Genomic DNA, 12996 nt, shown 5'->3' with positions numbered 1-12996 from the left:
TGAGATACTAAGGGGAAAAGGGAGCGGCAAGCGTCTGCGCGACGCTCACCCGCAATCATGCGACGCTACTTGGACGCAGTCCGCACGGGCTGACGGTAAAAATAGTGATAGCCAATGGCAGCAGTACGCGGAAAACGTTGCGCCCATGACGGGTTCACGGACTTTGTATGATAGTGCGTTGCACCACCAGTCAGGGCGCGTGGAACACCATCCATCAAGATCCGCGCGACCTTGCCCACACGCTCCCACGAGCGGGGCTCCGCAATTGTTTCAGGCTTGCCATCGCATGTGTAGGTAAACTGGCATGCAAAGCGGCGACCGGTGCCTTGATTGATCACACCACAAAGAGAGTCTGGATAGGCGTCGCTATCGACCCGGTTCAAGATCACCTCGCCCACCGCGAACATCCCGCGCACTGTTTCACCGCGTGCTTCGAAATACAGCGCCTCGGACAAACACTGCCAGTCAGCGTCCCCTTCGATGAAGGGTTGCGACGCCAAAAACTCACGATCATAGATTACGCCGCTTTGTGTCGCGACACCGCGCTCGGCGGCCGGTGGCAAGCTTGTCAGCATGCTCATCCGGTTGTCGGGGACCACGGACAGCGCTTGGCGCTCTTGACCCAGTATTGCGCCCAAGCGGCTTGCAAGAAGTTCGTCGGCTGAGGCGGTAGTTGCCCCAACACAAAAGGTTGCCGCAGAAAGTGCGGCGAAAATCGCCTTAATAACAGTCATTTTTCCCACCCAGGAAACGACGCGGCATTGCCCCGCGCTAGCGCGGCTGTCCTTAAGGGAAACATGTGCAGAGGTCTACCCCCCGCTCATCACTGTTGAGAAAGCGGCAACACAAACGCGGTGACACGGCGGACTATTTCCCAAAATAAGGTCCTTCGCGGCATATATGCCACAAAATGTGGTTTGGTATTAGCGCAACACCTGCTCTTCCAACGCGAGTTGCGCGGCGGTGAGTCGCGCAACCGGTACGCGGAATGGTGAACAGGAGATGTAGTCAAAAGTCTGCGCCCGGCAGAATGCGATGGCAGAGCGATCACCACCATGTTCGCCACATAGCGACAAGACGACGTCTGGCCGCCCCAACCGACCGCGTTCTGCACCAAGCGAAATCAGTTCGCCTACCCCCTCGAGGTCAAGTGTGTGAAACGGATCTTCGGCGTAGACCCCCTGTTGAACGTAGGACGACATGAAACGCCCGGCATCGTCGCGAGACAAACCATACGTCATTTGGGTCAAGTCATTGGTGCCAAACGACAGAAACTGCGCATGTTCCGCGATATCTTCCGCGCGCAGTGCCGCACGTGGTGTTTCGACCATGACACCAAGCCGGTAGTCGAATTCAGTTTTGCTTTTCGCCTGTACCGCAGTCGCGACCGCGTCAATCCGTGCCTTTTGCAATTCGACTTCGCGCATCGCGCTAACAAGCGGGATCATGATTTCGACGTCGATCACGATGCCTTTTTGGCCAACTGCAACCAATGCCTCGAAAATTGCACGCGCCTGCATCTCGTAGATCTCGGGAATTGCGATCCCCAAGCGCACACCACGCATCCCCAGCATTGGATTATATTCGGCCAAAGCATCAACGCGTTCAATAACATCAGGCAAAGGCAGGGCAACTTGCTCTGCCAGATCACGCATGCCTGCCTTGTCAGATGGCAAAAACTCGTGGAGCGGTGGATCAAACAGCCGCACGCAAACATTCTTCCCGGCCATAATCTCGAACAGGGCCTGAAAATCTGCGCGCTGCATCGGCAACAGACGATCCAAAACAGCGCGGCGGTCTTCACTGTCTTCGGCAAATATCATTTCGCGCATGACGCCAAGACGATCACCATCAAAGAACATATGCTCGGTCCGGCAAAGGCCGATGCCCTCGGCGGCAAAGTTTTGCGCTGTTTGCGCGTCCGCCGGCGTATCTGCGTTGGCGCGAACACCGATATCGCGGAATTCGTCCGCCCATTCCAGCAAGGTCTGAAACGCACCATCCAATGCTGCTTCCAGCATTGGGGGTTCGCCCACAAGCACTTGTCCGGTGCTGCCATCAACAGTGATAACATCGCCGGCCCTGAACTGGCGACCATCAGGGGCAGTGATCAACCCGTTCTTGCGATCAATCGTCAGGTCAGACGCACCCACAACGCATGGCAAACCGATGCCACGACCGATCACCGCAGCATGACTGGTCACGCCGCCGCGCATCGTCAACACGGCGTGGGCAGCATGCATGCCGCGAATGTCTTCAGGTGTCGTTTCGCGGCGCACCAAAACGCAGGCCTCGCCACGCGCGGCACTGGCCTGTGCGTCATTCGCTGTTAAAACAATGCGCCCAGAGGCGGCGCCGGGACTTGCGGCAATGCCCCGCACAATCATGTCACGTTCGGCGTCCGGGTCGATCTGGCGGTGCAACAGTTCTGACAGCGCAGAAGGTTTGACCCGCATGACGGCCTCTTCGCGGGGGATAATGTCATCTTCCGCCAAGGCCACCGCAATATTCACTGACGCCCGCGAAGACCGCTGCGCGGGGATCGCATCAAGGATCTGCACGGCCCCATTATACAGCGTGAACTTCACTTCCATTTCTTCGCGCAAGCGACGTCGGCAAACCTCGCCGTATGACACCAGTTCTGCATATTGATCCGGGCAGATATCTTCGAGCGCGGGACCACGGGGATCATGGGTCAGATAGATCGCACCTTCGGTATCGGATCCGACGTCATAGCCTTCGCTTTGCACGTTGCTAAGGTACCGGCCAATGACCTTGCGATTGCCAGAACTGGAATCGACAAACTGCATTACACCCAACCCGCATTCGCCCTGCCCGCCGTGCAAAGCCATCGCCTGCACCACAAGGCCCAGTCCCGCATTCGCCGGTGCGCCCTTGGCTTGGCGCAAAAGCCGTGCGGTCGTCCCATCCCAGGCACGTGCCATTGATCGCAGAACCTCGGCCAGTTGCACCGCCGGATCTTGTGGGAATGGCGTATCGGTTTCGAGTTCGAATGTATCCAGCATCGCTTTGAGGCTTGTCGCATCCGCCACATCAGGCAAATAGAATTCATCGGGATCAAGGCGTGCGACGTGGATCGCGTAGGACTGAATGAACCGCAAATATAGCTTGATCGCCGTCGTCGCACCCAGCAGCTGCTTCATCTCGGCCAACTTGGTGTCGTTCATGCCGACATTGATGATCGCGCTCGGCCCCCCCAATCAGGGTCTTGGCTGGAGGGTCGCACCGACAGCAGCGGCCCGTCACCAAAGGGCGCCAGAAGTGCCGCCATATCCGGCAAATTGCCCAGCGCGACCTCGTGCACGGCATCAAATGACAGGGCGACGGTCTTTGGCACCGGCATGTCGAGACGCAGCAGCCGTTGCAGGCATTTCGCACGCCGTCCATGCACCGACGCCTTCATCGGCGCGGTCGGCGTGACCAGCGTCAGCGGTCCATATGTCGTTTGTTGCTGCACTGCGGCACCATTTATTGTTCAGGTGCAGCATAAACGTGAAATCGCCAACCTGTACACAAAACTTTACAGTTTTTCTGTCTAGCCTTCGATCTTGGTCAGATCAGCGACGCTGAGACAGATATTCCTGATACGGGACAATAGGTTAAGGCGGTTGCGCCGTAGAATTTCGCTATCGGCGTTGACCTGCACATCGGTGAAAAATGCATCAATCGGCGCGCGAAGTGCTGCCATCGCGGTCATCGCAGTGCTGAAATCTTCCGCAGCCATCGCCGGGGCGATTTTTGCATCTGCAGCATCGAGGGCCGCGAAAAGGGCTTTTTCGGCGTCATCTTCAGCGAATTTGATATCCGCGCCATAGGAGTATTCCACCCCATCCTTTTCCTCGGCTTGGGTGAGGATGTTGTTGGCGCGCTTAAACCCTTGGATCAGGTTTTCACCGTCGTCGGTGGCAAGGGTTTCGGCCAAAGCCTCGGCCCGTTTGACAAGTAGCGTGAGGTCATCATTGCCCGGCATCGCAATGCAGGCGTCGATGATGTCGTGGCGGACGCCTTTGTCTTTGAGGAAAACTTTGAGGCGGTCGTGGAAGAAGGAGAGGAGGTTTTCAGCCAAAGTTGATATCGAAGAAAGTTGCGTCTCGGCTGAATGTTCAGGTTTATGGACTGACATCCGTTGCGACAACACATCTTGTGTCTCTTCCAAACCTCTTAAGAGAAAAATCGAGACGTCGACCGCCTCGTTTAATGAGAAATTGATCCCCTTAATACTGGGCTCTACACAGCTAACTGTGTAGAAAGTCGTGCCCTCATCTTCACCAAACTTCAAAAAGACATTTTGCTTGTCAAAAGCAAAGGATTTGAGAGCCGTGAGGTAGGCTTTCTGAATTCTTGGGGTAGTGTTCAGTCTGACGCCATTCTCCAAAACCAACCGAACAACCCCCAACGCCGCGCGGCGCAGCGCAAACGGATCCTTACTCCCGGTCGGTTTTTCATCAATCGCCCAGAACCCGGTCAGCGTGTCGATCTTATCGGCTAGCGCCACTGCCACTGATAAAGGCGCTGTCGGCACATCGTCCGATGGCCCCAGCGGGGAATAATGCTCTTCACAGGCCGCAGCGACGTCAGCAGGCAAACCCGCCTCGGTCGCGTAATACCGCCCCATCAGCCCCTGCAATTCTGGGAACTCATAGACCATTTCGGACGACAGATCGGCCTTGGCGACACGCGCCGCCTGCTCTGCCAGATCAGGGTCAGCGCCCACACTTGGCGCAATCTCACGCGCCAAGGCGGCGATGCGTTCGATCCGGTCTTTCTGCGATCCCAGTTTGTTGTGGAACGTCACATTCGACAGGCTGTCCAACCACGGGTCCATACCGCCTTTGGCCACGCGCAAATCGTTTTCCCAAAAGAACTTTGCATCGGCCAAACGCGCGGCCAGCACCTTTTGGTTCCCCGCCAGAATGGTGGCACCATTGTCGGCGGTTTCCATGTTTGCAACGGTCACAAAACGTTCGATCCGGCCGGACTTGGGGTTGCGAACAGAAAAGAATTTCTGGTGCTCTTTCATTGAAGTTTGCAGCACCTCGGGCGGCAACCTTAGGAAGTCATCATCAATCTGACCCAGCAGCACGACAGGCCATTCGACCAGACCCGCGACCTCGGCCAACAGACCGCGATCTTCGACCACTTCAAGGCCCAACGCAAAGGCTTGCGTCGTCGCCTCGTTCCAGATCGCCTCGGCCCGCTCATCGGCGCGCAGCACAACGTTGGAACGCTTTAGCTTTGCCTCGTAATCATCGAAATTCACGACAGAAAATGCATCTGGCGCGAGGAAACGATGCCCCCGCGTGGTGTTGCCTGATGTGATGCCATCGACATCGAACGGCACGACTTCTGCCCCGGCTTCATCGCTCAGAATGCACAGGATGGAATGCAGCGGGCGGACCCATTTCAGCGGGCCGTCACCCCAGCGCATCGACTTGGGCCACGGGAAGTTGCGGATCGTCTTTTCCAGCACCTCGGCGATGATGTCCACCGCCATGCGTCCTGGCTTTTCGATGATTGCAAAATAGACCTGCCCTTTTTTGTCGTCGCGCACCTCAAGGTCTTTGCGCGCCACACCGGCCCCGCGTAAAAACCCGTCAACGGCTTGATCGGGCGCGCCAACTTTCGGGCCCTTACGCTCTTCGCGCACGGCCTTGCTTTCGGCGCTCAGCCCATCCAGCGACAGCGTCAGACGGCGCGGCGTTGAAAAGGCGGCAGCCCCCGCATAGGTCAACCCGGCCTCAACCAGACCGTCCGTGACGAGCTTGCGCAGATCATCCGCCGCGCGGGTTTGCATCCGGGCGGGGATTTCTTCGGAGAAGAGTTCTATCAAAAGATCAGGCATTACTGGGTGCTTTCAGGAAGAGGCTTCGGTCTACGGCCAGTAGAGGTGAATATCAGGACGCTGAATTTTGGCAACAGCGGCTCTGAGGCTCAAAACATCAGCCAGTTGTTCTGGGCGCTGCTTCTCATGGGTTTCAACAAAAAGGGTGTCGATGTCATATCGCGTCGGTGCACCGACGATATCCCGGAGGATTTCCACCTCGGATCCTTCGATATCCATTTTGATGATGCGGATTGGACGGCCAACCGTCGCCAGCATCTGCGCGAATGAGACCACTTTGACTTCAACGCCGTCGCCCTCGGACGCGCGATCAGACGGGATCAGGCTAGAGCCCCATGATCGTTTCTCCTCGGTTGAGGCAAGATGTGCGGCCAACCGGTGCAGGGTCAATGTTCCTTCGGTTTGCGCCACGGCTTCTTGGTGCAAAATCACATTGGGCAGGTTCCCGACGTTCTTTTGCAGGATCGCAAAGGTATCGGGGTCGGGTTCATAGGCATGTACCGTCGCGCCGGTCGCTGCAAGCTGTTTGGTAAATGTGCCGTAGTTGGCACCAAGGTCGACACATACGTCATCCGGCCCCAGCGTCCGCTCCAACCCCTCAAAATGCGCGAGCGCCCGCGCCACATAGGCCCGGTGTAGTTTCTTGCGTGCCTTGAACCCCAGCCAACCCTTGCCGCCAGACAAGAGGTTCAGCACCTGCTGCCAGGCACCTATGGGGCGATACTCGGCCACTATTCGGTCTCCTGCGGGGGGCAGTCTTCGGGAACTGGGTTGCCATCAAAAACGACCTCGCCGCATGCGTTGATCTGGTGCCATGCATAGCCACGTCCGTCAGGATAGATCGCGACGATGCGGTCGATACCGTATTCGATGTTCTCAACCCCCATAAAGGCGATTGCTTCGGTTTGCAGATCAGCGCCGATCTGGGCCGCATCAAAACAGTCGAACCAGCCTGGTGCGACGCGCGGTTCGGCATTTTCGACGATGACGAAGGTTTCGGTCAGCATGGCTTGGCTGAGCGTCGTTTCGAAGCAGGATCGGTAGCGTAGCGGGCTGCTGACCGCGTCAATGCCCTCAAAGCTTTGTACAACAATCGGTTCCGCCTCGCCGGTGCTAACAGAGGTCAGCATCACGGCGTCCGCGTTCGCCTGCACCTTATCATAGTAGGCATAGACTTGCTGGTAGTAGAGCACGCCACCCAACACCGCCGCTGACAAAAGCATGGCCACAATCAAGATCCTCGCCATCAGGCCGCGGCCCCGCCTGCCTCGGTTTGCACGAATGCGTCAGCGCAGGCTTTGGCCAGCGCCCGCACGCGCCCGATATAGGCTTGCCGCTCTGTAACTGAGATAACGCCGCGTGCGTCAAGCAAGTTAAAGACGTGAGACGCTTTGATACATTGATCATAGGCCGGATGCGCCATGATGATTTTGAGCCCGGTTTTGGGGTCATCCGCAGATGTGTCAAGGATACGCTGGCATTCGTTTTCTGCGTCAATAAAGTGCTGCAGCAACACCTCAGTATCGGCCACATCGAAGTTCCAGCGCGCGTATTCCTGCTCTGTCTGTTTGAAGATGTCGCCATAGGTCAGCGGAATGGGTGTTTGCGGGTCATTGAACGGCATATCCATAACGTGGTCTGCATTCAGGATGTACATCGCAAGACGCTCTAGCCCGTAAGTCAGCTCGCCCGAGACCGGTTTGCAATCATGCCCGCCAACCTGTTGGAAGTAAGTGAACTGGCTGACTTCCATCCCATCGCACCAGACTTCCCAGCCCAGACCCCACGCGCCCAGTGTCGGGCTTTCCCAGTCGTCTTCTACAAAGCGAATATCGTGGACCGATGCGTCAACCCCGATGGCCTCAAGCGAGCCAAGGTAAAGGTCCTGCATGTCGAGCGGCGATGGTTTGATCAGCACCTGATACTGATAGTAATGCTGCAACCGGTTCGGGTTCTCGCCATAGCGGCCATCGGTCGGACGGCGCGACGGTTGCACATAGGCGGCAGCCCAAGGTTTGCTGCCCAGCGCACGCAGGGTTGTCGCAGGGTGAAATGTTCCCGCGCCCACTTCCATATCGTAGGGTTGCAGAATAGCGCAGCCCTTGCTGGCCCAGTAGGTTTGTAACCGCAGGATGATTTCCTGAAAACTGCGTGGTTTATCCGCCATCTGAACCCTCGTGTGCTTTGGCCCGTTCAATAGGGTGCCGGGCGAGAAGGGTCAATTGGGCAACGGGTTGCGATTTTTTGTCGCCTGATGCTGCGTTTCACGCCTGTTTGACTTGCACAACGCAGCACACAACGCCAACACAAACGCCAATGCGCCATTCTGCTGCCGAGGTTTACGATGTTCAGGGCTTTTGTTGTCGGTCTTTTTGTTTGCTTGTCTGCCCTATCGGCGCAGGCTCAGGATCGTTTCTGGGTACAGATCGAGGCCCGCCAGACGTTAAGCGACGCGACGGAACGGGCCCGTGTCTATGCCCGCAGTTTTGATGATGTGCAGGGATATTACCTGGGTCGCGGGTTCTATGGCATCGTCCTTGGGCCCTATAGCGAAAGCCTCGCGCGAGCGGAACTGACACGGTTGTTGCGAAACCGCCAAATTCCCTCTGACAGTTATCTGCAAAATGGCCGCCGGTTTGAGCAACAGTTTTGGCCTATCGGCGGCGGAAGTTCGGAACCTGCCGGACCATCGGCCGAGGAGTCTTTCGCGCAAGAGATTAGCGCCCTGCCCCAGACACCATTAACCGCCCCCGAAGAGACATTGCGCGAAGCACGTGCATCAGAACGCGCGCTGTCACGTGAAGAGCGTGAAGAGTTGCAAGAAGCGCTGCAATGGGCCGGTTTCTACAGTGCCGCAATTGACGGCGCGTTTGGCCGTGGCACCCGCCTTGCGATGGAAAGCTGGCAGATTGCCAATGCGCAAGAGCCCACTGGTGTTTTGACTGCCCGTCAGCGCGAGTTGCTGATCCGGCAGTACAATGCGGTCTTGATCGATGTTGGCATGGAACTGACGCGCGACAATTCGGCCGGCATCCAAATGGCAATTCCTGCGGCTGTTGTTGCATTTACCGATTACCAGCCACCCTTTGCAAAATTCGAAGGTCAAAGCAGTCTTCCGTCGGCACAGGTTTTAATGATCTCGCAGCCCGGCGACGCCGGGCGGCTGAGAGGGCTTTTTGAAGTCCTTCAGGTGCTCGACATCATGCCCCCCGAGGGTGAACGCGGGATCGGACGCGACGGCTTTGTAATCGAAGGTATTGGCGACAGCATCCATTCCTACGCGACCGCCACGTTGCAGGACGGCGAAATCAAGGGCTTTGTTCTGGTTTGGCCAACCGGTGATGACCGACGCCGCGCGCGTGTCCTCGATGTCATGCAGTCGAGCTTTGCCCGGTTGGATGGTGTCCTTGATCCCAACCTTGTGCCACCCGGTGAAGACCAAGCAATTGACATGATCGCAGGGCTTGCGGTGCGCCAACCCAAGTTTTCGCGCAGCGGTTTTTATGTGGCGACCGATGGTACCGTTCTGACAACGCCTGAAGTTGTTGAAAGCTGTGACCGGATCACATTTGATCGTGAAACCCCCGCCGAAGTTGTCGCGCTGGACGCGCAGCTTGGGGTCGCGATGTTGCGCCCGCTAGATCCACTATCACCGATCAATGTTGCGACGTTCCGGTCAGACATTCCCCGCCTGCAGGACCGCGTCGCCGTCGCGGGCTATCCGTTTAACGGCGTTCTCAATGCGCCGACCCTGACCTTCGGCGCGGTCGAGGATATTCGCAGCCTTGATGGTGATGCCCGTTTCAAGCGCCTGTCGATGTTGACGCAGGTCAGCAATGCCGGCGGCCCAGTCCTTGACGAAAGCGGCGCTGTGCTCGGGATGCTGTTGTCGGAAGAAGCCGGATCGACGCAAACCCTGCCAGCAAACGTGCAGTTCTCACTCGACGCTACGGAAATCATTGCGTTCTTGGAAAGCCAAGGCGTGGTAACAAACCAAAGTACGGCTGCCCCAGCGATAAGCTCGGTTGCTTTGTCGCGCAAGGCGGCGGATCTGGCCGTGTTGGTTAGCTGCTGGTAAGTGCGATGTCCGACTTGACCCTGATAACCGTGGGGCCCTTAGCGGCGAGCGCTGTTCGCATGGTCTCTGTGAATTCTGCCAGATTGGCGGGCTCGGCTGACGCGGCACCATAAGCCTCGGCCAGTTTCAGGAAATCAGGGTTGCGTTGGATCACTGCGTTCGGTGCGATCTGCGCGCGCACCATGCTGTCCTCAATCTCGCCCAGTTTGCCGTTGTCCCAGATGATGATGGGTAAGGTCAGTTCCATCTCAACCGCGACGGCGAGTTCCGGGACGGTATACTGAAAGCCATAGTCGCCAAGGATCGCGATGACCGGTTGATCGCCCACCCCGATCTTGCCGCCAATCGCGGCAGGCAGGGCATAACCAAGCGTGCCAAAGCCGTAAGGGTGGTGCCAATGGCCGGGACGGTCCATCGGATAGACCTCTTTGGCGGCGTAAGCGAATTGGGTCATGTCGGAATAGATCATGGTGTCGGCTGGGAGTGCGTTCTTGAGAGCGTCAGCGACGGGGAGGATGCCGGGACGTTCGGCGTCGATTTCGGCACGCCATTTGGAAACATGGTCGCCAACCAGCTTTGCCGTCCACTCTGTTTTTGGCGCGTTATCGGCCAGAAGATCATAAGTAACTTCAAGCATAGGATAGCAACCAACCAAAAAACTCTGGATATCTGGCTGCGGCAGTGCCGTCAGAGGCTCAGGGTCAATATCGACGTGAATTGCCTTGCAATCATGACCAAGGCTTTGCCGCCAAAGATCAACTTCGGACAGCTCAGAACCCACCACCAAAACAAGGTCTGCTGAGACAAACACTTCCGCAGAGTTTGGGCGCGCAAGGGATGAGCCGAAGTTCAACGGATAGTTAGGCTCGATAAGCCCTCGACCAGCATAAGTTGTAAATGTGGCTGCCCCAGCACGCTTTGCAAGTTTAGTACAAAGTGATGCACCCATCGCTCTGGCACCGCCGCCAAAGACAATAATCGGGCGCTTGGCTTCGACTAACGCCAACGCAATCTGGTTTGATGCGTATTCATCCCGACAAACCCTAACAGGACCCCAACGTTCAAAAGTCCGCTTGTAGACGGTCTCCTCCGCGTCGGCCTCCAATAGTGAGATAGGAACTTGCAGGTGCTTTGGTCGTTCTCGCTCAGTATCAAACTCTCCAAATGCCCGATCAATCAACGCGTAAGCCGCCTCGGCCGTCCGTGCCGTCACTGACCAATCGCAAACCGCTGCCGCTGCCCCTTCCTGATCTTTCATCTGATGCAACTGCCCACGCGTGGCCACGGTTTCATCCAGCACCGATGATATCACCAGCATTGGCACAGAATCCGAATAGGCTTGCCCCATCGGCGTCATAATATTGCATAGCCCCGGTCCAGAAATCACATAGGCCACCCCCGGTTTTCCCGTCGCGCGGGCATAGCCGTCGGCCATGAAGCCCGCCCCTTGTTCGTGCCGTGCCAGCACATGGGTGATCCCTGCCTCCTCGATCCCACGGTACATTTCCTGATTATGCACGCCGGGGATGCCGAAAATGACGTCAACGCCCCGATCCTTGAGCATATGAGAAATCTGAGCACCAAGGGGCCGGGTTGTCATCGTCAGGGTCTCCAGAATTTGATGGATAGAATTGTCAGCACGACCATGATTTCCAAACGTCCCACAAACATGGCAATCGCCAAGATCCATTTTGCCGTGTCGTTGATGTTGGCATAGTTTCCCGCAGGCCCAATCTCGAGCCCCAAGCCCGGCCCGATATTGGCCAAGGCAGCCGCAGCACCTGACACTGACGTAATGAAGTCAAGACCGGTGAGACCCAAGAGCACAGCCGTGCCACCCAAGGACAGAATGAAGGCAACCAGAAATGCGATGACTGAGTTCAGAACGTCCTCGCTGATGGGGCGTCCATCATACCGCGGCGTAAAAACACCGTGGGGTGAATGAATCTGACGGATCTGGCTCTTGATCGCCGCAAAGACCAATTGATAGCGAAAGACTTTGACAGAACATGACGTTGATCCAGCGCAGCCGCCGATCAGCCCGATCAAGAAGAACATCACGACCGGAAATGTGCCCCATGCCATGTAGTTCGCGCTGGCATAACCTGTGCCCGTCATGATGGATGTAACGTTGAACAACGCATCGCGAAAACCTTTCTCCGTAAAGGTTCCGCCGCGTCCCCAAAGCCAAGACGTCATCAACAACACGCAAAAAATCACAATCATCAGGAAAACCTGAATTTGACGATCCTTGAACAATGGCTGCGCTGTTCCGGCCAACAACTGGACAAATCTAACAAAAGGCAGCGCCGCCAAAACCATGAAGATAACGGCGACGTAGTGCACCCCCGGCCCAAAAGTTGCAAATGACGCATCATAGTTTGCCATGCCACCGGTCGACACCGTCGTCATCGCGTGAACGATCGCGTCAAAGCCACCCATCCCGGTAGCAGAATAGGCTACGATGCAAGCGATCGTCAGGCCAACATAGATGAAGGAAATGCTAGTTGCGATTTCACCGGCACGGGGCAGGATTTTACCGCTGGTGTCAAAGCCTTCTGACCGGAAGATTTGCATGCCCCCGACGCGTAGCTCTGGCAAAAAGACCATCGCAACAACAACAATGCCAACACCACCCATCCATTGCAGCGTACCGCGCCAGAGCTTCAGGCCATCTGGTAAGTCTTCCAAATCATCGAGCACCGTGGCACCTGTTGTTGTCAGGCCGGACATCGCCTCAAAGAACGCATCGGTGAAATTTGCTTCGGTTGCCCCCAACACAAAGGGAATTGCACCAAAAACAGGCAGGCTGAGCCAGACAAGTGATGTCAGAAGGAAGGTTTGTCGCAAGGACAAGCCTTGTGTCACGCCATTTGCGCAAGCCAGCGCAATGAGCCCCCCAGTCAAGACGGTAACCACTGCACTTTCGAAAAAGACGAACCAGTGCCCATTGCCAGCCAGCAGGTCAGCCCCCAATGGGGCCAACATGGTGATACCAAGCGACGCCACAAGCAGACCGATGACATATCCAACTGGACGTAAATCAAGCATGCGC

8 protein-coding genes and 1 pseudogene are annotated in these 12996 nt (G+C 56.7%); 1 reads left to right on the top strand and 8 read right to left on the bottom strand.

The window, feature by feature from the left end; all coding sequences use genetic code 11:
* Window positions 1-65 precede the first annotated feature (65 nt).
* The 6 genes and pseudogenes from ACZ1G5_RS15870 to ACZ1G5_RS15845 all read right to left on the bottom strand — a co-directional run bounded on the left by ACZ1G5_RS15870 (window position 66) and on the right by ACZ1G5_RS15845 (window position 8030).
* A complete protein-coding gene (locus ACZ1G5_RS15870; RefSeq protein ID WP_472733762.1) occupies window positions 66-734 on the bottom strand; it encodes a cell wall hydrolase in 669 nt (222 codons plus the stop codon).
* Between the two features lie 189 nt (window positions 735-923).
* Window positions 924-3478, bottom strand: a pseudogene (locus ACZ1G5_RS15865) (putative PEP-binding protein).
* A gap of 78 nt (window positions 3479-3556) precedes the next feature.
* Window positions 3557-5863 (bottom strand): glycine--tRNA ligase subunit beta, encoded by a 2307-nt coding sequence (glyS, locus tag ACZ1G5_RS15860; protein WP_472733761.1) that lies wholly within the window; start codon window positions 5861-5863, stop codon window positions 3557-3559.
* Window positions 5864-5893: 30 nt separating this feature from the next.
* The gene (locus ACZ1G5_RS15855) at window positions 5894-6595 is read right to left on the bottom strand and encodes an FkbM family methyltransferase (RefSeq protein WP_472733760.1); all 702 of its coding nucleotides are present in this window, start codon (window positions 6593-6595) and stop codon (window positions 5894-5896) included.
* A complete protein-coding gene (locus tag ACZ1G5_RS15850; protein ID WP_472733759.1) occupies window positions 6595-7110 on the bottom strand; it encodes a DUF6446 family protein in 516 nt (171 codons plus the stop codon). Before ACZ1G5_RS15850 ends, ACZ1G5_RS15855 begins: the two co-directional genes overlap by 1 nt.
* Window positions 7110-8030 carry a glycine--tRNA ligase subunit alpha gene (locus ACZ1G5_RS15845; protein WP_472733758.1) on the bottom strand — a complete coding sequence of 307 codons (921 nt, stop codon included), beginning with the start codon at window positions 8028-8030 and terminating at the stop codon, window positions 7110-7112. The genes ACZ1G5_RS15850 and ACZ1G5_RS15845 overlap by 1 nt, the downstream gene beginning before the upstream one ends.
* Window positions 8031-8207: 177 nt before the next feature.
* On the opposite strand from ACZ1G5_RS15845, the gene ACZ1G5_RS15840 reads away from it, so the two are divergent.
* Window positions 8208-9941, top strand: coding sequence for a serine protease (locus ACZ1G5_RS15840; RefSeq protein WP_472733757.1), 1734 nt, complete (start codon window positions 8208-8210; stop codon window positions 9939-9941).
* On the opposite strand, the gene ACZ1G5_RS15835 is transcribed toward ACZ1G5_RS15840, so the two are convergent.
* Together ACZ1G5_RS15835 and ACZ1G5_RS15830 are read right to left on the bottom strand one after the other, a co-directional pair.
* Window positions 9928-11541: a thiamine pyrophosphate-binding protein gene (locus ACZ1G5_RS15835; protein WP_472733756.1), complete on the bottom strand. Its 1614-nt coding sequence runs from the start codon at window positions 11539-11541 to the stop codon at window positions 9928-9930. The two genes, ACZ1G5_RS15840 and ACZ1G5_RS15835, sit on opposite strands and share 14 nt — an antisense overlap.
* A 2-nt stretch (window positions 11542-11543) precedes the next feature.
* Entirely contained in the window at window positions 11544-12992 is a 1449-nt protein-coding gene (locus ACZ1G5_RS15830) for a TrkH family potassium uptake protein (RefSeq protein WP_472733755.1), read from the bottom strand.
* Between the last annotated feature and the right edge of the window lie 4 nt (window positions 12993-12996).

The organism is Yoonia sp. JB2-21 (genome assembly GCF_055693545.1).
The sequence above is the reverse complement of the archived record's forward strand: the minus strand, read 5'-3'. Positions and strand labels throughout refer to the sequence as shown.

Bases quoted from the DNA above. Each gene is read 5' to 3' on its own strand.
- ACZ1G5_RS15870 (WP_472733762.1), bottom strand. From the start codon at position 734: ATGACTGTTATTAAGGCGATTTTCGCCGCACTTTCTGCGGCAACCTTT.
- glyS (WP_472733761.1), bottom strand. From the start codon at position 5,863: ATGCCTGATCTTTTGATAGAACTCTTCTCCGAAGAAATCCCCGCCCGG.
- ACZ1G5_RS15850 (WP_472733759.1), bottom strand. From the start codon at position 7,110: ATGGCGAGGATCTTGATTGTGGCCATGCTTTTGTCAGCGGCGGTGTTG.
- ACZ1G5_RS15845 (WP_472733758.1), bottom strand. From the start codon at position 8,030: ATGGCGGATAAACCACGCAGTTTTCAGGAAATCATCCTGCGGTTACAA.
- ACZ1G5_RS15840 (WP_472733757.1), top strand. From the start codon at position 8,208: ATGTTCAGGGCTTTTGTTGTCGGTCTTTTTGTTTGCTTGTCTGCCCTA.
- ACZ1G5_RS15835 (WP_472733756.1), bottom strand. From the start codon at position 11,541: ATGACAACCCGGCCCCTTGGTGCTCAGATTTCTCATATGCTCAAGGAT.
- ACZ1G5_RS15830 (WP_472733755.1), bottom strand. From the start codon at position 12,992: ATGCTTGATTTACGTCCAGTTGGATATGTCATCGGTCTGCTTGTGGCG.